The organism is Bartonella pachyuromydis (assembly GCF_039543065.1).
Classification (GTDB): Bacteria; Pseudomonadota; Alphaproteobacteria; order Rhizobiales; family Rhizobiaceae; genus Bartonella; species Bartonella pachyuromydis.
The window spans coordinates 182,319-204,400 of record NZ_BAABJA010000003.1; the positions used below are offsets into that span (position 1 = coordinate 182,319).

Annotated in this window: 32 protein-coding genes; all 32 read right to left on the reverse strand. The window is 41.1% G+C overall.

The genetic code is table 11. The features are described 5' to 3' along the window. Window positions 1-70: 70 nt before the first annotated feature. Complete coding sequence (gene alaS / locus ABD917_RS03775) at window positions 71-2,734, reverse strand: alanine--tRNA ligase (RefSeq protein ID WP_345118763.1); 2,664 nt, start codon at window positions 2,732-2,734, stop codon at window positions 71-73. Between the two features lie 205 nt (window positions 2,735-2,939). Then, window positions 2,940-3,983: a recombinase RecA gene (recA, locus tag ABD917_RS03780; RefSeq protein WP_345118764.1), complete on the reverse strand. Its 1,044-nt coding sequence runs from the start codon at window positions 3,981-3,983 to the stop codon at window positions 2,940-2,942. Between the two features lie 595 nt (window positions 3,984-4,578). Further along, complete coding sequence (locus ABD917_RS03785; RefSeq protein WP_345118765.1) at window positions 4,579-5,898, reverse strand: replication-associated recombination protein A; 1,320 nt, start codon at window positions 5,896-5,898, stop codon at window positions 4,579-4,581. A gap of 8 nt (window positions 5,899-5,906) precedes the next feature. Next, a complete protein-coding gene (locus ABD917_RS03790; RefSeq protein WP_345118766.1) occupies window positions 5,907-7,301 on the reverse strand; it encodes a DegQ family serine endoprotease in 1,395 nt (464 codons plus the stop codon). A 265-nt stretch (window positions 7,302-7,566) separates the two neighbouring features. Then, window positions 7,567-7,995, reverse strand: a complete 429-nt coding sequence (rplQ, locus tag ABD917_RS03795; RefSeq protein WP_345118767.1) for a 50S ribosomal protein L17 — start codon at window positions 7,993-7,995, stop codon at window positions 7,567-7,569. A gap of 18 nt (window positions 7,996-8,013) precedes the next feature. Beyond that, complete coding sequence (locus tag ABD917_RS03800) at window positions 8,014-9,027, reverse strand: DNA-directed RNA polymerase subunit alpha (RefSeq protein ID WP_345118768.1); 1,014 nt, start codon at window positions 9,025-9,027, stop codon at window positions 8,014-8,016. 94 nt (window positions 9,028-9,121) lie between these two features. Next, a complete protein-coding gene (gene rpsK, locus ABD917_RS03805; RefSeq protein WP_005865097.1) occupies window positions 9,122-9,511 on the reverse strand; it encodes a 30S ribosomal protein S11 in 390 nt (129 codons plus the stop codon). A 124-nt stretch (window positions 9,512-9,635) separates the two neighbouring features. Beyond that, a complete protein-coding gene (gene rpsM, locus ABD917_RS03810) occupies window positions 9,636-10,004 on the reverse strand; it encodes a 30S ribosomal protein S13 (protein ID WP_345118769.1) in 369 nt (122 codons plus the stop codon). Window positions 10,005-10,193: 189 nt separating this feature from the next. Then, window positions 10,194-10,772, reverse strand: coding sequence for an adenylate kinase (locus tag ABD917_RS03815; RefSeq protein WP_345118770.1), 579 nt, complete (start codon window positions 10,770-10,772; stop codon window positions 10,194-10,196). Next, window positions 10,769-12,115: a preprotein translocase subunit SecY gene (gene secY / locus ABD917_RS03820; protein ID WP_345118771.1), complete on the reverse strand. Its 1,347-nt coding sequence runs from the start codon at window positions 12,113-12,115 to the stop codon at window positions 10,769-10,771. Before secY ends, ABD917_RS03815 begins: the two co-directional genes overlap by 4 nt. A 158-nt stretch (window positions 12,116-12,273) precedes the next feature. Then, window positions 12,274-12,741 (reverse strand): 50S ribosomal protein L15, encoded by a 468-nt coding sequence (rplO, locus tag ABD917_RS03825; RefSeq protein WP_345118772.1) that lies wholly within the window; start codon window positions 12,739-12,741, stop codon window positions 12,274-12,276. 21 nt (window positions 12,742-12,762) lie between these two features. After that, window positions 12,763-12,969 (reverse strand): 50S ribosomal protein L30, encoded by a 207-nt coding sequence (gene rpmD, locus ABD917_RS03830; RefSeq protein WP_345118773.1) that lies wholly within the window; start codon window positions 12,967-12,969, stop codon window positions 12,763-12,765. Between the two features lie 31 nt (window positions 12,970-13,000). Further along, entirely contained in the window at window positions 13,001-13,549 is a 549-nt protein-coding gene (gene rpsE / locus ABD917_RS03835; RefSeq protein WP_345118774.1) for a 30S ribosomal protein S5, read from the reverse strand. 114 nt (window positions 13,550-13,663) lie between these two features. Further along, window positions 13,664-14,026, reverse strand: a complete 363-nt coding sequence (gene rplR / locus ABD917_RS03840) for a 50S ribosomal protein L18 (RefSeq protein WP_345118775.1) — start codon at window positions 14,024-14,026, stop codon at window positions 13,664-13,666. Window positions 14,027-14,038: 12 nt separating this feature from the next. Beyond that, the gene (gene rplF / locus ABD917_RS03845; RefSeq protein ID WP_345118776.1) at window positions 14,039-14,572 is read right to left on the reverse strand and encodes a 50S ribosomal protein L6; all 534 of its coding nucleotides are present in this window, start codon (window positions 14,570-14,572) and stop codon (window positions 14,039-14,041) included. A gap of 39 nt (window positions 14,573-14,611) precedes the next feature. Further along, window positions 14,612-15,010, reverse strand: coding sequence for a 30S ribosomal protein S8 (gene rpsH / locus ABD917_RS03850; RefSeq protein ID WP_345118777.1), 399 nt, complete (start codon window positions 15,008-15,010; stop codon window positions 14,612-14,614). Between the two features lie 14 nt (window positions 15,011-15,024). Further along, window positions 15,025-15,330, reverse strand: a complete 306-nt coding sequence (rpsN, locus tag ABD917_RS03855; RefSeq protein ID WP_345118778.1) for a 30S ribosomal protein S14 — start codon at window positions 15,328-15,330, stop codon at window positions 15,025-15,027. Between the two features lie 24 nt (window positions 15,331-15,354). Next, a complete protein-coding gene (rplE, locus tag ABD917_RS03860; protein WP_345118779.1) occupies window positions 15,355-15,912 on the reverse strand; it encodes a 50S ribosomal protein L5 in 558 nt (185 codons plus the stop codon). After that, window positions 15,905-16,219 carry a 50S ribosomal protein L24 gene (rplX, locus tag ABD917_RS03865; RefSeq protein WP_345118780.1) on the reverse strand — a complete coding sequence of 105 codons (315 nt, stop codon included), beginning with the start codon at window positions 16,217-16,219 and terminating at the stop codon, window positions 15,905-15,907. The genes rplE and rplX overlap by 8 nt, the downstream gene beginning before the upstream one ends. A gap of 12 nt (window positions 16,220-16,231) precedes the next feature. Continuing rightward, complete coding sequence (gene rplN, locus ABD917_RS03870; RefSeq protein ID WP_004855715.1) at window positions 16,232-16,600, reverse strand: 50S ribosomal protein L14; 369 nt, start codon at window positions 16,598-16,600, stop codon at window positions 16,232-16,234. A 146-nt stretch (window positions 16,601-16,746) separates the two neighbouring features. After that, entirely contained in the window at window positions 16,747-16,986 is a 240-nt protein-coding gene (gene rpsQ / locus ABD917_RS03875; RefSeq protein WP_345118781.1) for a 30S ribosomal protein S17, read from the reverse strand. 11 nt (window positions 16,987-16,997) lie between these two features. Next, the gene (gene rpmC / locus ABD917_RS03880) at window positions 16,998-17,198 is read right to left on the reverse strand and encodes a 50S ribosomal protein L29 (protein WP_010705113.1); all 201 of its coding nucleotides are present in this window, start codon (window positions 17,196-17,198) and stop codon (window positions 16,998-17,000) included. Window positions 17,199-17,210: 12 nt separating this feature from the next. Continuing rightward, on the reverse strand, window positions 17,211-17,624 hold the full coding sequence (gene rplP / locus ABD917_RS03885; RefSeq protein ID WP_345118782.1) for a 50S ribosomal protein L16: 414 nt from the start codon (window positions 17,622-17,624) through the stop codon (window positions 17,211-17,213). A gap of 36 nt (window positions 17,625-17,660) precedes the next feature. Then, window positions 17,661-18,371: a 30S ribosomal protein S3 gene (gene rpsC / locus ABD917_RS03890; protein WP_345118784.1), complete on the reverse strand. Its 711-nt coding sequence runs from the start codon at window positions 18,369-18,371 to the stop codon at window positions 17,661-17,663. Continuing rightward, on the reverse strand, window positions 18,371-18,760 hold the full coding sequence (gene rplV, locus ABD917_RS03895) for a 50S ribosomal protein L22 (RefSeq protein WP_345118785.1): 390 nt from the start codon (window positions 18,758-18,760) through the stop codon (window positions 18,371-18,373). The genes rpsC and rplV overlap by 1 nt, the downstream gene beginning before the upstream one ends. 3 nt (window positions 18,761-18,763) lie before the next feature. Further along, window positions 18,764-19,042 (reverse strand): 30S ribosomal protein S19, encoded by a 279-nt coding sequence (rpsS, locus tag ABD917_RS03900; protein ID WP_004855734.1) that lies wholly within the window; start codon window positions 19,040-19,042, stop codon window positions 18,764-18,766. A gap of 15 nt (window positions 19,043-19,057) precedes the next feature. Then, the gene (gene rplB, locus ABD917_RS03905) at window positions 19,058-19,891 is read right to left on the reverse strand and encodes a 50S ribosomal protein L2 (protein WP_345118787.1); all 834 of its coding nucleotides are present in this window, start codon (window positions 19,889-19,891) and stop codon (window positions 19,058-19,060) included. A 21-nt stretch (window positions 19,892-19,912) separates the two neighbouring features. Next, window positions 19,913-20,206 carry a 50S ribosomal protein L23 gene (locus ABD917_RS03910; RefSeq protein WP_345118788.1) on the reverse strand — a complete coding sequence of 98 codons (294 nt, stop codon included), beginning with the start codon at window positions 20,204-20,206 and terminating at the stop codon, window positions 19,913-19,915. Next, complete coding sequence (gene rplD / locus ABD917_RS03915) at window positions 20,203-20,823, reverse strand: 50S ribosomal protein L4 (protein WP_345118789.1); 621 nt, start codon at window positions 20,821-20,823, stop codon at window positions 20,203-20,205. Before rplD ends, ABD917_RS03910 begins: the two co-directional genes overlap by 4 nt. Next, window positions 20,823-21,563 (reverse strand): 50S ribosomal protein L3, encoded by a 741-nt coding sequence (gene rplC / locus ABD917_RS03920; RefSeq protein WP_345118790.1) that lies wholly within the window; start codon window positions 21,561-21,563, stop codon window positions 20,823-20,825. The genes rplD and rplC overlap by 1 nt, the downstream gene beginning before the upstream one ends. 27 nt (window positions 21,564-21,590) lie before the next feature. Then, window positions 21,591-21,899: a 30S ribosomal protein S10 gene (gene rpsJ, locus ABD917_RS03925; RefSeq protein WP_004855744.1), complete on the reverse strand. Its 309-nt coding sequence runs from the start codon at window positions 21,897-21,899 to the stop codon at window positions 21,591-21,593. A gap of 64 nt (window positions 21,900-21,963) precedes the next feature. Then, the coding region (locus tag ABD917_RS03930) for an EF-Tu C-terminal domain-related protein (RefSeq protein WP_208436598.1) at window positions 21,964-22,082 on the reverse strand (119 nt) is incomplete at its 5' end.

A 22,082-nucleotide genomic window follows, 5' to 3' on the forward strand; every position in this document is an offset into this window, starting at 1 on the left:
AAGAAAGAAGCCTATCTAAAACACAAAGCCCTTCTAACAGATCGCAAAGTGAATCAACACAAAGGAGAAGTTATCCTTCCAGAGCAGCTCTTAATGCTGCAATTGCCTCATCAGCCTTGCTTCCCTCAGGACCGCCCGCTTGCGCCATATCAGGACGCCCACCACCACCTTGACCACCAAGAACAGCTGAAAGAATACGTACCAAATCAACAGCATTCAAGTTATCCGTCAAGTCATCCGTAACGCCAACAACGGCACTCCCCTTGCCATCCTCTGAAACAGCAATAAAAGCAATAACCCCTGATTCAATCTGTTTTTTAGCAGAATCAACGAGCGCCTTAAGATCGCGTGGTGAAATATTATTCACAACACGTCCCATAAAAGAAATACCATTAATAACAGTAATATCTTCTTGACCATCTTGTCTTGTCCCAGCACTCAGCAGCATTTTTTTGCGCACATCATTTAACTCTTTTTCAAGTTTACGACGATCTTCAAGTAAAATCTGTATCCGCTCTTCTACACCAATAGCAGAAGTTTTTAAAAAATCAGCAATTTCATGGATACGCGCATCTTGGCGGCTCAGATAAAGACGCGCTGCGGCACCTGTTAAAGCTTCAATACGACGCACTCCAGAAGCAACAGAACTTTCAGAAACAATATGAATGATACCAATATCCCCCGTTCTCTCCACATGTGTCCCCCCACAAAGTTCAATAGACCAGTTCTTTTTTAAATCTCCCTGCTCACACTGATTACCCATAGCAACAACACGAACCTCATCACCATATTTCTCACCAAACAGTGCCATTGCCCCTTCAGAAATTGCATCATCCACCAGCATGAGGCGAGTTTTTACTTGGCTATTTTGTAAAACAATGTCATTTGCTAAATCTTCTATTTTTTTCAATTCTTCTGCAGAAACAGATTTTGGATGAGAAAAATCAAAACGCAACCGCTCCGGCGAAACAAGAGAGCCCTTCTGTGTAACATGAGCTCCCAATACTTGACGTAAAGCTCCGTGCAATAAATGGGTAGCAGAGTGGTTAGCGCGGATTTTCTTACGCCGAACACCATCAACGGCTAATTCTACACAATCAGACCTCCTCACCTGACCAGATTTAACTTCCCCAATATGGATAACAACACCATCAGCCTTTTTCTGAGTATCATGCACTTCAAAAATAAAGTTCTCACCAGAAATGATACCACTATCGCCAATCTGTCCACCAGATTCACCATAAAAAGGTGTCTGATTCACAATAACAATAGCTTTTTGTCCTGCAGAAACATTATCAACGATTTGACCATCACGCACAAGAGCCGTAAGAATAGCTTCTGCTTTTTCTGTTTCATAACCTAAAAACTCTGTAGCGCCAAACTTCTCACGCACAGAAAACCAAATTGCCTCTGTTTGAGCTTCACCAGAACCAGACCAATGGGCACGCGCTTCCTCTTTTTGGCGTTCCATTGCCTTATCAAAGACTTTAACATCAACAGATATTCCACGACGCCGAAGAACATCTTGCGTTAAATCCAGTGGAAAGCCATAAGTGTCATAAAGCTTGAAAGCAACTTCACCATTTAAATTATCCCCTTCTTTAAGATGCGTACTTGCTTCATTCAACAAACCAAGTCCTCGTTCAAGAGTCTTGCGAAAGCGCATTTCCTCTAATTTCAAAGTTTCTGCAATCAAAGATTCAGCGCGCACCAATTCAGGATAAGCTTGTCCCATTTCATGAATTAACGCAGGCAAAAGACGCCACATTAAAGGTTCTTTAGCACCAAGAAGATGCGCATGACGCATAGCACGACGCATAATACGCCGTAAAACATATCCCCTTCCCTCATTAGAAGGAAGAACACCATCAGCAATCAAAAATGCACATGAGCGAAGATGATCTGCAATGACACGATGGCTGGCAATAAAATCACCCGTTGCCTCAACCCCTGTAATTTCCTCTAATACCCTAATTAATGCACGAAAAAGATCAATATCATAATTATCATGCACCCCCTGTAAAACGGCAGCAATACGCTCTAGGCCCATACCTGTATCAATAGAAGGATGAGGTAATTCAATACGCTGTTCCTTGTCGAGTTGTTCATATTGCATAAAGACAAGATTCCAGATTTCAATAAAGCGATCACCTTCTTCATCCGCACTTCCAGGAGGCCCACCCCAAATTGCATCACCATGATCATAAAAAATCTCTGAACAAGGACCACAAGGTCCTGTTTCACCCATCGACCAAAAGTTATCAGCTGTTGCAATACGGATAATTTTTTCGTCTGAAAGACCAGAGATTTTACGCCATAACTGTGCCGCAACATCATCACTCTGATAAACGGTCACCAACAATTTATCTTTGGGAAGACAAAATTCTTTTGTTAAAAGATTCCACGATAAAAAAATGGCCTCTTCTTTGAAATAATCACCAAAAGAAAAATTCCCCAGCATCTCAAAAAATGTATGATGGCGTGCTGTATATCCAACATTGTCAAGATCATTATGCTTTCCCCCCGCACGAACACATTTTTGCGCTGTTGTTGCCTTTTTATAAGCGCGCTGTTCAAGTCCAGTAAAAACATTTTTAAACTGTACCATTCCTGCATTTGTAAACATGAGTGTGGGATCATTCTGTGGAACAAGTGGGCTAGAAGAAAGAACCTCATGCCCATTAAGACGAAAATAATCTAAGAAAGTTGATCGTATGTTCTTAACGCTATTCATATCAACACCTGCAAAATACAGCACAAAATACTAAAAGCAAAAACCACCCTTATTAAATATCCTCTTTGCCAAGCTTGGAGTTAATTTAATCAAAGAGTGGAATATTTGCTTTATAAATGAGAAGTAACGATCTTATAGTTAAAAACTTGAACAAATAAAAATAGAAAAATTTTAAATGAAGCAATGACACTAAAAAAACGTCCCATCAAATGACTTCATCGCTTTCTGTCGTATCTGACCCAGCATTTTCTAGCAATTCAATGGCAATCAAACCAGCATTTTGACGCAAAGCTGTCTCGATTTCTGCAGCGATTTCCGCGTTCTCACGCAAAAACTGCTTCGCATTTTCTCGCCCCTGTCCTAAACGCTGAGAATTATAAGAGAACCACGAACCAGATTTTTCTACAATACCAACTTTAACTCCCAAATCAATCAACTCACCTAATTTAGAAATACCCTCACCATAAATAATATCGAATTCAACCTGTTTGAATGGAGGTGCCAATTTATTTTTGACCACTTTAACACGGGTCTGATTGCCAACAATCACATCTCTATCTTTAATGGAACCAATACGGCGAATATCCAAACGAACAGAGGCATAAAACTTTAAGGCATTCCCACCTGTTGTTGTTTCAGGAGAACCAAACATCACACCAATTTTCATGCGAATTTGATTAATAAAGATCACCATACAGTTAGAACGGAAAATTGACGCTGTGAGTTTCCGCAAGGCTTTACTCATTAAGCGGGCTTGCAATCCAGGTAAAGCATCACCCATTTCACCATCAATTTCTGCACGTGGTGTTAAAGCAGCGACAGAATCAACGACAAGCACATCAACAGCACCAGAGCGTACCAACGTTTCTGTAATTTCTAATGCCTGTTCACCGGTATCTGGCTGAGAAATGAACAGATTTTCTAAATCAACACCAAGTTTGCGCGCATAAATAGGATCAAGAGCATGTTCTGCATCAATAAAAGCACAAATTCCACCAATTTTCTGTGCTTCAGCAATAGCATGAAGAGCCAATGTTGTTTTTCCCGAACTTTCTGGTCCATAAATCTCAACAATACGCCCTTTCGGTAGTCCACCAACCCCTAAAGCAATATCCAAGGACAACGATCCCGTTGGGATTGTTTCAATTTCAACAACTTGCTCCTTTTGCCCAAGACGCATAATGGAGCCTTTACCAAAAGAGCGTTCAATTTGAGCGAGAGCAGCATCGAGAGCTTTTGTTTTATCCACGATCATATCCTTGACGATTCATAATAACCAAATAAAGAGTGTACACTGTTATTTTAACTTAACTAAAGTCTTGAGTTTAAATGTTCACAGACTATTTCATTTCTATCCTCACATTGCGTCCACAACATCCCACTATCAAGACAAAAAGAATTTGCTATCCTTTAATCTTATGACACAAAAGAGCTTTCAATAAAATACTTTCCCATAAAGGAGAAAAATTCAGTACGTTTATATCTTTCTTCTAGAAAAGAAGCAATTTAAATACACTGCTTTACACACAACCACTCTCATGCCTCTTGTGTAAGCACTTTTAAAAGCTCCCTATCCCTTCATCAATCCCCCACTCTGACAACCCCAAAATGCATTATCAATAAAAACTGCTGTACATCACATATCACTCAAATCATCAATACAAAGCAGCTCATGAATGAAAGCGGGATATTTCTAAATCTGTATTTTAAGCGTATATGATTTTTTTACTCTTTAAGAGAATAATGTGTATTTAAAATATCGCTTAGACTATTATAGAATTCTCATCATATCACTAATGTGAAATAAGTTCAGTCTGCATAAAAATCTTATCTCAATTGAAATGTCATGTTTGATTGGCTCGTTTTTGGCGCAATTTTTTCCACCACTCAAGACGCTTAGCAATCTCACGTTCAAAACCACGCTCAACAGGTTGATAATAGTTTTGACGCGCAAGTTTTTCAGGAAAATATTCCTGCCCTGAAAAAGCATCTGGTTCATCATGGTCATAACGATAACCATGCCCATATCCTTCTTCCTTCATAAATTTTGTAGGCGCATTAAGAATATGTTTAGGAGGAGGCAAAGAACCATTTTTGCGTGCACACTGCATCGCTGCCTTATAGGCGAGATATGTTGCATTTGATTTTGGTGCAGTTGCAACATAAAGACATGCTTGCACCAAAGCGAGCTCTCCTTCTGGTGAGCCTAGATAATCATAAGCATCTTTTGCTGCATTACAAATGACAAGAGCTTGCGGATCAGCTAAACCAACATCTTCCACAGCCATACGAACCAATCTTCTCCCAATATAGAGAGGATCTTCACCAGCATCAAACATACGTGCTAAATAATAAAGTGCAGCATCAGGATCAGATCCCCGAACGGATTTATGTAACGCTGAAATGAGATTATAGTGTCCTTCCTGCCCTTTATCATAAATCGGTGCACGACGCTGAATAATTTCTTGCAAAACGACAGCATCAAATGTCTCCCCCTCTCGTGCAACAGACCACACTTCTTCTGCCAATGTTAACGCTGCCCGTGCATCTCCATCAGATATTCTTATCAAAATATCTCGAGCTTCATCACTCACCGGAAGAAGCTTTCCTTCCACTTCTTCAGCGCGTTTTAAAAGCATGCCCAAAGTTTCATGATCATGTGCAAGAAATTTCAAAACATGAGCACGAGAAAGAAGAGCAGCATTAAGTTCAAAAGAAGGATTCTGTGTCGTTGCCCCTATAAGAATGATAGTACCATCTTCCATAACAGGAAGGAAACTATCCTGCTGCGCACGATTAAAGCGATGGATCTCATCAACAAAGAGAAGTGTTTGACATCCAGACATAAAACGTGCTTGAGCAACTTCAAAAATTTTTTTAAGCTCAGAAACTCCAGTAAAAATAGCAGAAACTTGCTCAAAAGCGAAATTTGTTTCAAGTGCTAACAAGCGTGCAATCGTTGTTTTCCCTGTTCCTGGAGGTCCCCAAAAAATCATAGAACTCACGCAACCAGCTGCCAGCATACGCGAAAGCACCCCCTTCTCTCCAAGCAAATGATTTTGTCCAACAACATCATGAAGAGAACGAGGACGCATTCTTTCTGCAAGCGGCCGCTTTTTTTGAACTTGGAGATCAGAAGACGAAGCAAAAAAATCTTTATTCAAAAAAAACCTCAGCGAATAAATTGGCGAATATACATGCCATCACGTTCATATTCCAATTGCCACATATTGGCGCGACTTTGCATAATAATCTTTTTTAACTGACTGACCGTTTGAATTTTATGACCATTAACAGCACGTAAGATATCTCCTAGACGAAAAATTCCAGCAGCATTGCTCGCCTCATCAATATCGGTAATCACAACACCTCTTGCAGATATAGGAAGATGAAAATGTCGACTATTTTGCGGTGTTAAATCTAATACTTCAGCACCAGAAAGAGGACCATCACCCGTAATCTTTTCAGATTTTGAAAATGCCGTTTCTGGTATTGATGCAACAGTTATTTGCGTCTTTAAAATTTTTCCATTTCGTAAATACTCTAAAACAAGGCTATGCCCAACACCAGATGTCATCAAACGATATCCAAGAGCATCTGGACTATCAACCCGCATCCCTTGCACATTCAAAATAACATCACCCACTTTTAAACCAGCCTTTGCAGCAGGACTATCCTTGACAACTTCAATAACAAGAGCACCATAAGGACGTTCTAAACCTAAACCACCAGCGATATCAGGTGTAACATTTTGAAAAGATGCACCAATATAAGGCGGCACAAAATACTTCCCGCCACGTTTAACAGTAGAAAGCATCACTTTTACAAGATTTACTGGTATAGCAAAACCAATCCCCACAGAGCCACCTGAACGCGAATAAATAGCCGTATTAATCCCTATTAACTCTCCTTTCATATCAATCAACGCTCCGCCAGAATTTCCTGGATTAATGGCAGCATCCGTTTGAATAAAAAAGTCAAAATCAGAAATACCAACACGTGTACGCGCTTGTGCTGAAACAATGCCACTGGTAACCGTTTGACCAACACCAAAAGGATTACCAATCGCTAAAACAAGGTCACCAACTTCAACAACATCAGAATCTCCTAAAGGGAGAACAGGAAACTGTGCATCCTTTGCATCAATTTCAAGCACCGCAATATCTGTTGCTTCATCTTTTAACACAACCTTACTTTCAAATTCCCGCCCATCAGAAAGAGCAATTTTAATTTCACTTGCATCCTTAATGACATGATAATTTGTAACAACCAAACCACGTGCGTCAACAATTACTCCAGACCCTAATGAAGATTGCTTGCGTACAGGAAAATTATTTTGAAAACGACCAAAAAATTGCTCAAAAAATGGATCACCGGCAAAAGGTGAACGCGCTCTAATTTGTCGAGCGGCATAAATATTCACAACAGATGGAATAGTTTTTTTTACTAAAGGAGCAAATGAAAGTGTAATTTCTTTTTGTGTTTGGGGAATTTGAGCATAAGCACAAGGCAATGATATTTGTGCTATAATAGCAAAAAAAAGCCACGCTAAAAAAGAATACTTCATTACGCACTCCTAAAATAATTAACTCTTTAAATATTAAGAGGATAAGATGCTTTCTCATCCTTCATAAACTCGAGATTTCTTTATTAATATTTACAATCAAAAAGAAAAACAACTATTTAAGTCACAAATATTATAAAAAACAACAAATTCAATATATTGTGATATTTTTTCATATTTATTTATTAAATAAAATAAATTCCCAAATGCTTATAAAAAAAACCGCCTAGAAAGGCGGTCTCCCAAAATTCAACAAAAAACTTTATCTTTATGAAGAAGTTTCTTTCTGATTTGCATCATTTTCTGTACGCATACGATCTATAGCCCCTTTTGCATCAATATCACGATCAACAAACTCTATAACAGCCATTGGAGCATTATCACCGGTACGAAAACCCGCCTTCATAATACGCAAATATCCACCATTTCGTGCTGCATATCGGGGCGCAAGCGTATCAAATAACTTTGTAACTTTTCCCGCATCACGAAGGGCTGCAATTGCCTGCCGACGTGCATGCAAACCTCCACGTTTACCCAGCGTCACTAACTTTTCAACAATAGGACGAACTTCTTTAGCCTTTGGAAGCGTTGTCACAATTTGCTCATGCTCGATCAGCGAAACCGCCATATTAGCAAACATCGCTTTACGGTGACTAGCAGTCCGATTCAACTTACGGCCTGACTTACTATGGCGCATGAACCTTCTCCTTAAATTTTAATATTGATCTTCGTAGCGTTTTGCAAGATCATCAATGTTTTCAGGCGGCCATGCAGAAACTTCCATACCAAGATGCAATCCCATACAGGCCAAAACTTCTTTAATCTCATTTAACGACTTACGTCCAAAATTCGGTGTCCGAAGCATTTCCGCTTCTGTCTTCTGGATAAGATCACCAATATAGACGATATTATCATTTTTAAGACAATTTGCTGAACGAACTGAGAGCTCTAATTCATCCACTTTCTTAAGGAGAGCAGGATTAAAAGCAAGCTCCGAATCAGACTCTTCAACAGTTTCCTTTTGCGGCTCCACAAAATTAACAAACAACGACAATTGATCCTGAAGAATACGCGCTGCAAAAGCAACAGCATCCTCCCCATTAACCGCACCATTTGTTTCAATTGTGAGCGTTAATTTATCATAGTCGAGAACTTGCCCCTCACGCGTATTCTCTACCTTATAGGAGACTTTACGAATTGGCGAATAAAGACTATCAACTGGAATAAGGCCTATTCGCCCATCATCAGCACAATTACGATCCGATGGAACATAGCCTTTCCCTGTATTGACAATAAATTCCATACGAATTTCAGCATCCTCATCAAGAGTGCAAATAACATGCTCTGGATTGAGAATTTCCATATCTCCAACTGTGCTGATATCTCCAGCCTTCACAATACCAGGACCCTCTTTACAAATAACGACCCGTTTAGGTCCCTCATCTTCCATACGAAGCGCAATTTCTTTGATATTAAGAATAATATCTGTAACATCTTCGCGAACACCTGGAATTGATGAAAATTCGTGCAACACACCATCAATCTGCACAGCAGTAATTGCGGCACCACGAAGTGATGATAATAACACACGACGAAGCGCATTACCCAATGTTAAGCCAAAACCACGTTCAAGAGGTTCAGCAACCAAGCTCCAAACATTTGGAGTATCATGTGCACAAAACTCAATCTTATTGGGTTTAATCAGTTCCTGCCAGTTTTTCTGGATCATATTTTCATTCCCGTTCTTTACTTCCGCTACCATTCAATCGTAACGGCCAATGTGAACATCAGAGAAGCCTCTGATAACAAAAAACAACACCCAATTAAACACGCCGTCTTTTTCTCGGGCGACATCCATTATGAGGAATTGGTGTTACATCACGAATGGAAGTAATGACAAAACCAACAGATTGCAATGCACGCAAAGCGGACTCGCGACCTGAACCAGGACCACAAACTTCAACTTCCAACGAGCGCATACCATGTTCTTGAGCTTTTCTAGCACAATCCTCTGCAGCAACCTGAGCAGCAAACGGCGTAGATTTTCGTGAACCTTTAAACCCCTGTGCTCCAGCAGATGACCAAGCAATTGTATTTCCCTGAGCATCAGTAATGGTAATCATTGTATTATTAAATGTTGAATTGATATGCACAACGCCTGATGAAATATTTTTACGTTCGCGACGACGAACACGTGTGGCTTCCTTGGCCATAGTCTTCCTTTCAATGATCTCTTCACTGCCGTAACACCAGCAGCTCCACCCACCTTGCCCTTGTTAAAAAACTTTAACAAGGAACATAATATAAAAATAAAAATCTTTCTCCCAAAAAAGAATTCTACTTTTTCTTACCAGCAATCGCCTTAGCTGGCCCCTTGCGCGTACGTGCATTCGTATGCGTACGCTGTCCACGAACAGGCAAAGAACGACGATGACGCAAACCACGGTAACAACCAAGGTCCATCAAACGCTTAACATTCATAGCAACCTCACGACGAAGATCACCTTCAACCTGATAACCTTGATCTATCGCTTCACGAATTTGCAGAACTTCCGCATCCGAAAGTTCATGTACACGACGCCCTACAGGAATACCAACTTTTTTAATAATTTCTTGAGCAAATTTTGGTCCAATCCCGTGGATATATTGAAGCGCAACAATTACACGCTTATTTGTCGGGATATTGACGCCAGCAATACGAGCCACGCCTACTCTCCTTGATTATATTGACAACTAACCATAAAATACCCAATGTACCTTACAGAAAAACGATCCGGCACAAACATACTCCGAATCCTATATTTTATTGAAATAAATTAAAGTTGCTTTTGATAGATTTTACTAAAAAAGTCAACACCTTTCATTTATTTCTAATAAGAATCTCTTTATCGCGGATTATTGCAGGCAATTTCTAATCACACGTGATACCTCGGTAATATCCATCATCCCATCAACCACCTTCAATAATCCTCTTTCTGAATAAAATTCTGATAGAGGCGCCGTTTTTTCACGATATTCTACTAATCGCTTTGCAAAAGCAACAGGATTATCATCTGAACGAACCAACCCACCAGCAGCTATTGATTCCGAAACGCGTCTTTTCATGCGTTCAATTAACGCACCTTCATCAACACGCAACTCAATAACAGCATCAAGATGCATATTTTTTAATTGTAAAATCTGCTGCAACGATTCTGCCTGTCCTACAGTCCGTGGATACCCATCCAAAACAAAACCGTTTACACAATCACTTTCATCAATTCGCTCCGAGACAATTTGGTTAACAATGCTATCAGACACCAAAGCACCAGAGCTTATAATGGTTTTAGCTTTTTTACCAATTTCTGTCTCTTTGGAAATAGCCTCACGCAACATATCACCTGTTGACAACTGAGGAACATCATAGGTCTCAGCCAACATTTTAGCTTGTGTACCTTTACCTGCTCCAGGCGGACCTAAAAGAATAACTCTCATCGATTCTTTTTACCTCCACGAAGTTTTGACTTTTTAATCAATCCTTCATATTGGTGTGCAACGAGATGTCCCTGAATTTGAGCGACTGTATCAAGCGTAACAGTAACAACAATCAACAAAGAAGTTCCTCCAAGATAAAAAGGAACCTGTAGAGCAGATATCATAAATTCAGGCAACAAACAAACCAAAATAATATAAATCGCCCCCACAACAGTAATACGCGTCAAAACATAATCAATATATTCAGCTGTACGCTCTCCAGGACGAATTCCTGGAATAAAACCAGAATGTTTTTTCAACTGATCGGCTGTATCACTTGGATTAAACACAATAGCCGTATAAAAAAAACAAAAAAACGCCATCAAAAGTGCATAAACAATCATATAAAGTGGCTGTCCATGACTAAGAGAATAAGAAACAGCCTGCATCCACTGTGGCATTTTGTCAGAAAAATTATTAATCGTCGCAGGCAATAATAACAAAGATGAAGCGAAAATTGGTGGAATAACACCCGCAGTATTCAACTTCAAAGGAAGATGTGACATGTCGCCTTGAAAAATCTGATTACCAATTTGACGTTTTGGGTATTGAATAAGAATTCGCCGCTGGGCACGTTCTATAAAAACAATAACGGCTATAACAAAAATCGCAATGAAAAAGATTCCTATCAATAGAAAAGTTGATAAATCAGCTTGACTATGAGCAGTTAAAAGTTGCGCAAAAGTAGAAGGGAGATTAGCCACAATCCCTGTAAAAATAATGAGAGAAACCCCATTACCAACACCGCGCGACGTAATTTGCTCACCAAGCCACATGAGAAACATTGTTCCACCAACAAGGGTAATAACGGAAGAAATACGGAACATAAGCCCTGGCTCTACAACTATCTGCAATCCTGTTCCTATACCAGTTTCAAGTGCAACTGCGATACCAAATGCTTGTAGAATCGCCAAAATAACCGTGACATATCGCGTGTATTGATTAATAACCTTACGACCTACTTCACCCTCTTTTTTAAGAGTTTCCAAAGAAGGAATAACTGAAGTGAGTAATTGCACAATAATTGATGCTGATATATAAGGCATAATTCCTAAGGCAAAAATTGCCATACGCCCAACAGCACCCCCCGCAAACATATTAAACAACCCTAAAACACCAGACGCATGATGTTCAAATGTCTGCCGTAAAGCATCAATATTAATACCAGGAAGAGAAATATAAGTACCAAATCGATAAACAAGAAGCGCAGATAGAGTAAACCAAATGCGTTTTTTTAATTCCGTTGCACGTGAGAAAGTACCAAAGTTTATATTGGAAGCAAATTGCTCTGCTGCTGATGCCATAAAAAGTCTCCAGTCCACACTCCAGTTCTTAAAATCACAGAAGCATAACTCTAAAAATTCATATCGTTATACATAAACAAATGTAAAACTCAAACAACCCTCCACAGAAGATATTCGTAAATGAATCCCCCCTTTAGAATATCATTTATACTAAAAATTTACCGAACAGGCTCAGGAAAAATCACCTGACCACCTACTTTTTCAATCTTAATACGAGCTGCTTCAGAAGTACCAGAAACATGAACTATAATTTTCGCTTTTAATTCACCATCAGAAAGAAGACGCACACCATCTTTCATACGACGAATAATACCAGCCTCTTTTAGAGCAATAATATCAATAGGCTTTTCAGCATTCAATTTACCCGCATCAACCGCCAACTGAATACGTCCCAGCGAAACTTCATTATAAGCTTTAGAAAAAAAGTTTCTAAAGCCACGCTTTGGTAAGCGGCGATAGATAGGCATTTGTCCACCTTCAAAACCATTAAGCGAAACACCAGAACGCGATTTTTGCCCTTTTACACCACGACCACCAGTTTTACCAGTACCAGAACCGATACCACGCCCAACACGTTTACGAGCTCTTGTTGCGCCTTCACGATCACGTAATTCATTGAGTTTCATAATTTTATACTCCCGCAACCTTTAACCTTCATCTATAACACGAACAAGATGGCGAACCTTAGCGATCATACCCCGAACACAAAGGGTATCTTCTAAAACACGCCGGCGCCGCATTTTATTCAATCCAAGCCCTTTCAAGGTTGCACGCTGAATCTGTGAATTCCGAATTGGACTTCCAATTTGTTCTATAGTCACAGTCTTACCACTCTGAGATTTTTTCTGAACCATTTTCTAATTCCTTCTCTGATAATCTCAGAAACTATCCTTCTACATCAACTAAATGCCGACGACGCGCCTGCAAAGTTGAATATTTTATACCACGTTGAGCAGCAATATCCCTAGGGTGCATCTGCCGTTTCAATGCATCAAATGTTGCACGAACCATATTATAAGGATTAGATGAACCAAGTGACTTTGCCACAACATCCTGCATACCAAGAGTTTCAAAAATTGCACGCATTGGACCACCAGCAATAATACCGGTACCAGCAGAAGCCGAACGCAACAAAACACGACCAGCCCCGTGACGACCTTCAAGATCATGATGTAATGTACGCCCAGACCGAAGCGGAACATAAATCATTCCTCGCTTTGCAGCTTCCGTAGCTTTACGAACAGCTTCTGGCACTTCACGCGCCTTACCATGACCAAAGCCTACACGCCCTTTCTGATCTCCAACAACAACAAGAGCGGCAAAACCAAAACGCCGACCACCCTTTACAACTTTAGCAACACGATTGATATGAACAAGCCGATCGACAAATTCACTCTCACGTTCATCGCGCTCATTACGTTCTTTCTGTGCCATTCCTCATTCCTTTTTCTTTTCCGGAAGCACGCCAACAAAGTTCCACCATCAAAAGAGAGGAACTCACACGAAACACCCTAAAATCCTTTTACCATCATCTTCAAACAAAACACTTTAGAAGCTTAAACCACCTTCACGTGCTGCCTCAGCCAAAGCTTTTACTCTACCATGGTAAACATATGCTCCACGATCAAAAACCACCTCATGAACACCAGCTTTTTTTGCACGTTCAGCAATCAATTTACCAACAGCGAAAGCTGCCTCTTTATCAGCACCACTTTTTAACGATTTTTTTAAACCATTATCAAGGGTAGATGCCGAAACAAGCGTACATCCACGCAAATCATCAATAATTTGAGCATAGATATTTTGATTTGAACGGTAAACACTAAGCCGTGGACGATCACTAGAAACCATTTTAATTCTACGACGAACACGTTGCGCACGACGCTGGATAATGTCCTTAGATGAAGCCATAATACAAAATCCTTACTTCTTTTTACCTTCTTTACGGAAGATATGCTCATCTGCATGCTTAACACCTTTACCTTTATAAGGTTCAGGTCTACGATATTCACGAATCTCAGCTGCAACTTGCCCAACTTGCTGTTTATCGATTCCAGAAACAACAATTTCCGTAGGCTTAGGAACAGTTACAGTAACACCTGATGGTACTTTATAAACCACATCATGCGAAAAGCCTAATGATAATTGGACATCCTTACCCTGCAAAGCAGCACGATAACCAACACCATTAATTTCCAATCTCTTTTCAAAACCGTCCTTCACACCACAAAAAATATTTTCAATCATTGAACGCGACATCCCCCATTTAGAACGTGCATCTTTTGATTGATCCCGTGGGGAGACCGATATAACATTATCCTCAAGTTTCACTAAGACCTCATCATTCACGACGTAACTCAGCTCACCTTTCGGACCTTTCGCTTTAACAAGCTGTCCTTCAACAGTTGCGGTAACTCCAGAAGGAATTGAAATGGGCTTTTTTCCAATACGAGACATTGTTCTAACCTACTTTTCTTCTGTTTTCTTGGACATAACTTAGAAAACACGACAAAGGAGCTCTCCACCGACATTCTGTTCACGCGCTTCATGATCGGCCATCACCCCTTTAGGAGTTGATAAAATAGAAATACCAAGACCATTTGCCACCTGAGGAAGTGATTTAGCAGAAACATACACACGACGACCAGGTTTTGAAACACGCGAAATATCACGAATAGCTGCTGAACCTTCAAAATATTTTAACTCGATTTCAATTTCAGACTTCCCATCACCTAAATCGACCTGATTATATCCGCGAATATAACCTTCCGATTGAAGAACATCGAGAACGCGTGCACGAAGTTTGGAAGCAGGCGTAACAACCTTGCCTTTTTTACGACCAAGCGCATTACGAATACGCGTCAACATATCACCAAGAGGATCTGACATAGACATTGAGTAATCTCCTCTCACCAACTAGATTTAACAATGCCCGGAATGTGCCCGATAGAACCAAGTTCACGCAATGCAATCCGCGACATTTTTAATTTACGATAATAAGCCCGTGGACGCCCTGAAACCTCACAACGATTACGAACACGAACTTTTGCAGAATTACGTGGCAACCCTGCCAACTGAACAGAAGCCTTAAAACGCTCTTCAAGAGAAAGCTTCTGATCCATAACAATTGCTTTCAAGCGTGCACGACGTGCAGCATAACGCTTTACCATCACCTCACGACGCTTATTTTTCTCAACGGCACTTACTTTGGCCATAATCTTACCTCGCTACATCTGCCGTTACGAACGAAAAGGAAAATTAAAAGCACGCAACAATTCACGTGCCTCATCATCCGTTTTCGCTGTCGTACAAACGATAATATCCATGCCCCAAATTTGATCAACTTTATCATAATTGATTTCTGGAAACACAATGTGCTCTTTAATACCCATAGCAAAATTACCACGGCCATCAAAGCTTTTTGGGTTTAAACCACGAAAGTCACGAACCCGCGGAAGCGCAATCGTAACAAGACGATCCAAAAACTCAAACATACGATCTTTACGCAATGTAACTTTAGCCCCAAGCGGCATTCCTTCACGAACCTTAAAAGTTGCAATAGAATTACGCGCACGGGTAACAACAGCCTTCTGACCTGTTATGAGCCCCAAATCCTCAGCAGCAAGAGATGGTTTCTTAGAATCAGCCGTAGCCTCACCAATTCCCATATTAACTACAATTTTATCAACCCGCGGAATTTGCATCGCATTTTTATAATGAAACTTCTCTTGAAGCGCTTTACGAACCACTTCAAAATAATGTGTCTTCATGCGTGGTGTTTGTTTTTCTTCAGCCATTAATCAACTCTCCCGAACGCTTGGCAAAACGAACCTTATTACCATCTGCATTCATACGAAAACCTACACGTGTAGGCCTACCATCTTTAGGATCAGCAATTGCCAAATTAGATAGATGAATCGGAGCCTCCTTAGAAACAATTCCAGCTTCTTGCTTTTGTGTCTGACGCTGATGACGCTTAATCATATTAACACCACGAACAAAAGCTTTATTTTCCTTAGGATTCACCTTAATGACTTCACCACTACATCCCTTATCCTTACCGGATATAACAACAACTTTATCACCTTTTCGAATCTTCTGCATAACACTCTCCCCTTATAATACTTCAGGAGCGAGCGAGATGATCTTCATATGATTCCTACCACGAAGTTCGCGGGGAACTGGTCCAAAGATACGTGTACCGATCGGCTCTTTTTTATTATCCACTAAAACAGCAGCATTACTATCAAAACGAATGACACTACCGTCTGCGCGACGAATATCCTTAGCAGTACGAACCACTACAGCTTTCATCACATCACCTTTTTTAACACGGCCACGAGGAATAGCATCCTTGACCGAAACAACAATAATGTCACCGACCGAAGCATATTTCCGCTTTGAACCGCCTAACACCTTGATGCACATGACACGACGAGCACCGGAATTATCGGCAACGTCGAGGTTTGTTTGCATCTGAATCATGACTGGCCACCTTCTCTTAACATTTATATCCGGTCACGTCCTTAACACATCCGGATTTGCCTGCCAAATAACGATAAAGTTATTGTCTCAAATCTAACAACGGAAAGAAAACCACCGTTAAACTTTAAAACAATGAACTCAACTCACTACGCCACATTGCCTTTAACAACAATCCAACGTTTATCTTTCGAAATCGGTCTAGATTCCTGAATAGAAATTTGATCTCCAACCTTAAACTGGTTATTCTCGTCATGCGCCTTATATTTTTTAGACTGCCGAACGGTCTTTTTGAGAAGTGGATGAGAATAACGACGCTCCACTTTCACAACCACAGTCTTATCACTCTTGTCACTAACGACAACACCCTGCAAAATGCGTTTAGGCATCTCTAATTTCCTTAAACCTTACTTTCGTTTATCTTCTGACGAAGAAAAGTTTTAACACGTGCAATATCACGACGAACCTGTCTAACACGTGCAGTCTTTTCTAATTGACCGGTTGCTTTTTGAAAACGCAAATTAAATTGCTCTTTCTTCAACTTAGCCAATTCATCTTTCATTTGGTCGAGCGTTTGCGCCCGTAATTCTGTGGCTCTCATCGCTTAACCTCTTTATTCAGCAATACGCTGGATGAAACGCGTCTTTATAGGCAATTTCGCAGCACCAAGCCTCAATGCTTCACGTGCCACATCTTCAGAAATCCCATCAAGCTCAAACATGATACGCCCAGGCGCAACACGCACCGCCCAATAGTCTACACTTCCCTTACCTTTACCCATACGAACTTCTGTAGGCTTAGAAGTAACTGGAAGATCCGGAAAAATACGAATCCACACACGACCAGAACGTTTCATATAACGTGTAATCGCACGCCGCGCCGCTTCAATTTGGCGGGCAGTAATCCGTTCTGGCTCAACAGCCTTCAGACCGTAAGCACCGAAATTTAAATCCGTACCACCCTTCGAAAAACCGTGAATACGGCCTTTGAACTGCTTACGGAACTTTGTGCGCTTTGGCTGCAACATTGCTCTCTACTCCAAATTCTAGTTCAATAACAAAAACTAAGCATTTTCGCGGCGACGATTCGATGAAGAACCAGAGTGATCAACTTCTGTAGCACGACGCTCTGAAGCCATTGGATCATGCTCAAGAATTTCACCTTTAAAGACCCAAACTTTAACACCACAAATACCATAAGCAGTCTTAGCTTCTGCTGTACCGTAATCAACATCAGAACGCAAGGTATGAAGCGGAACACGACCTTCACGATACCATTCCATACGAGCGATTTCAGCTCCACCAAGACGTCCAGAACAATTAATACGAATTCCTTCTGCTCCAAGACGCATAGCTGATTGAACCGCACGTTTCATTGCACGCCGAAAAGCAACACGGCGCTCTAACTGCTGAGCAATTGATTGTGCAATAATTGCAGCATCTGTTTCTGGTTTACGAATCTCAACAATATTTAATGAAGTCTCAGCATTCGTCATTTCTGAAAGCTTACGACGAAGCTTTTCGATATCAGCACCCTTTTTACCAATAATAAGACCAGGACGCGCAGAATGAATCGTCACACGACACTTCTTGTGAGGACGTTCAATAATAACCCTAGAAATAGCCGCCTGCTTTAACTCTTCCAACACATACAAACGGATTTTCAAATCTTCATGAAGAAGACGTCCATATTCACCACTATCAGCATACCAACGGGAATCCCAAGTCCGATTAACTCCAAGACGAAGTCCTATTGGATTGATCTTCTGACCCATTATGCGGCCTCCACTTTCTCGGTAATTTCACGAACAATAATAGTAAGATGCGAAAACGGACGTTCAATCCGACTAGCACGTCCACGACCGCGAACATGAAAACGCTTCATCACTATCGACTTACCGACATAGGCTTCTGCAACAATGAGCGAATCAATATCAAGATCATGGTTATTTTCCGCATTTGCAATCGCTGATTCAAGCGTTTTTTTCACAGTTCCAGCAATACGTTTACGTGAAAATGTCAAATCAGCTAGCGCCACGTTAACTCTCTTACCACGAATCATCGCAGCAACCAAATTAAGTTTTTGCGGACTAACACGAATTGTCCGAGTAACGGCTTTCGCCTCATTCTCTTTAAGCTGGCGCGGAACCTTAGCTTTTCCCATCACCTATTTCCTCTTCGCTTTCTTATCTGCACCATGCCCATAATAAGTCCGGGTGGGAGCGAATTCACCAAACTTATGTCCAACCATCTCTTCAGAAACAGAAACAGGAATATGCTTATTGCCGTTGTAAACACCAAAAGTTAAACCAACAAATTGTGGTAAAATAGTAGAGCGACGGCTCCATATTTTAATAACTTCATTGCGCCCACTCGCACGGACCTTTTCTGCTTTTCCAAGAAGATAGCCGTCAACAAACGGACCTTTCCAAACTGAACGAACCACTTCAGACTACCTTTCTCACTTCTTGCGCTGATGACGCGTACGCATAATAAACTTATCGGTGGATTTATTGGAGCGCGTACGCTTACCCTTTGTAGGCTTACCCCAAGGAGACACTGGATGACGCCCCCCTGATGTACGTCCTTCACCACCACCATGCGGATGATCAACGGGATTCATAGCAACACCACGAACATGCGGACGCTTACCACGCCAACGTGAACGACCAGCCTTACCATCATTAATATTCCCATGATCAGGATTTGAAACAGCACCAACAGTAGCAAAACAACTGCTAGACACCAAACGCTGCTCTCCAGAATTAAGACGAAGAATAGCCATCCCTTGATCTCGCCCAACAAGCTGCGCATAAGTGCCCGCTGAACGCGCGATCTGACCACCTTTTCCAGGTTTCATTTCAACATTATGAATAATCGTACCCACTGGCATATCACCAAGCGGCATAGCATTACCTGGCTTAACATCAACATTCGAACCAGCAATAACAGAATCACCAACACCAAGACGCTGTGGTGCAAGTATATAACTTAACTGCCCATCCTCATAGCGAACAAGTGCAATAAAAGCTGTGCGATTTGGATCATACTCTAAACGCTCAACTTTAGCAGAAACATCGCGTTTAAGACGCTTAAAATCAACAAACCGATAGCTACGCTTATGGCCACCACCCTGAAAACGAGCCGTAACACGACCACGATTATTACGACCACCTTTTGACGATAAACCTTCAGTCAGCGTTTTTACAGACTTACCCTTATAAAGGCAAGAACGATCTACAATAACAAGTTGACGCTGCCCGGGCGTAGTTGGATTAAACTGCTTAAGTGCCATTATCTTTATCTCCGAGCCTCTTTAAAGACCTGTAGAAACGTCGATAGACTGACCATTCGCCAGTGTCACGATCGCTTTCTTGACATCACTCTGCCGACCAACAATGCCCTTAAAACGCTTCACTTTACCTTTACGGACTATCGTATTAACCGCTTTTACTTTGACGTTAAAAAGCGCCTCAACAGCAGCTTTAATTTCAGGCTTCGTCGCTTTCGGCGCAACATTAAAAGCAACTTGATTATATTCAGAAATCATAGTCGACTTTTCAGTAATAACTGGACTAACAATTATATCATAATGGCGAAGATCTGTCATTTAAAACGCTCCTCAAGAGCCTCAACAGCTGCTTTTGATAAAACAAGTTTGCTGCGACGCAAAATATCATAAACATTAATTCCTTGAATTGGCAAAATATCAATATTAGGAATATTAGATGCTGCCCGAGAAAAATGGACATCTATCTCTTTACCACCAATTAAAAGCGCATTATCAAAACCAAGCTTAGAAAAACGAGAAACAAGCATCTTGGTTTTAGCATCTTTAATACTCATCTCATCAACAACAATCAAATCTTTTGCTTTTAATTTTGCTGATAGAGCAAACCGTAATCCAAGCGCACGAATTTTCTTAGGAAGATCATGCGCATGACTACGCACTACAGGACCATGTGCTTTACCACCACCACGAAACTGCGGCGCACGAGCAGATGAGTGCCGAGCACGTCCAGTTCCTTTTTGTTTAAACATCTTTGCTCCTGTTCGTGACACATCAGAGCGCCCTTGCGCTTGATGAGTCCCCTGTTGGCGACGCGCCAACTGCCAACGAACAACGCGCTGTAAAATGTCTTCGCGTGGAACAAGACCAAAAATAGCCTCAGAAACCTTCAGCTTACCAGCTTCATCCCCATCAAGGGTTTTAATTACAAGATCCATTATTCGGCTCCCTCAACTTCAGAGGTTTCCACCACCGGAGTAACCATTTCCGCTTTCTCCTTCGCAATATGACGAATACCTGCAGGCTTTGGCACATTATCAGGAAGAGGTTTCTTTACCGCGTCACGAACCAAAATCCAAGCGCCTTTACAGCCAGAAACAGCTCCACGCACTAAAATCAAACCACGCTCAATATCTGTAGAAACAACCTCAATATTTTGCGTTGTTACACGGACCTGCCCCATATGGCCAGCCATTTTCTTACCTTTAAACACTTTACCAGGATCTTGACACTGCCCCGTTGAACCATGCGCACGATGTGTGATTGAGTTACCATGCGAAGCACGATGCCCACCAAAATTATGACGCTTCATAACACCGGCAAAGCCTTTACCAATACTTGTACCTGTCACATCAACTCTTTGCCCTGGAACAAAATGTTCTACTGTAATTTCAGTACCGACATCAAGAAGATTGTCGGGGCTTACACGAAATTCCGCTATTTTCGCTTTTGGCTCAACAGAAGCCTTAGCAAAATGCCCACGAAGAGCACGCGAAGTATTTTTTACCTTGGCAAAGCCTACACCTAATTGAACAGCAGTATAACCATTCTTTTCAACTGTACGCTGAGCCACAACTTGACAATTTTCCAAACGAAGCACCGTTACCGGTACATGTTCACCAGCTTCATTATAAACACGGGTCATGCCCAGCTTCTGTGCTATTACACCTGAACGCATCGGGTCTGTTCCTTCTGTCCTCAAACCTCAGAGCTTAATTTCTACATCCACACCAGCAGAAAGATCGAGCTTCATAAGAGCATCTACTGTTTGCGGTGTTGGATCAACAATATCAAGAAGACGCTTATGTGTGCGCATTTCAAACTGCTCACGGCTCTTCTTATCGATATGCGGCCCACGATTGACCGTAAACTTCTCAATCCGCGTTGGAAGCGGAATAGGACCACGGACATTCGCACCAGTACGCTTAGCAGTTGACACAATTTCACGTGTCGACGCATCAAGAATTCTGTGATCAAATGCTTTCAAGCGAATGCGGATATTTTGACTGTTCATGCTCTTTTATTTCCCTGTCATGCAAAACGCCTTAACAATAAAGGCGTTTTTCAATAACCATTATTTACTCAATGATCTTAGAAACGATACCGGCACCAACAGTACGACCACCTTCACGAATAGCAAAGCGAAGTTTCTCTTCCATAGCTATCGGAACAATCAGAGAAACATCCATCGCAACAT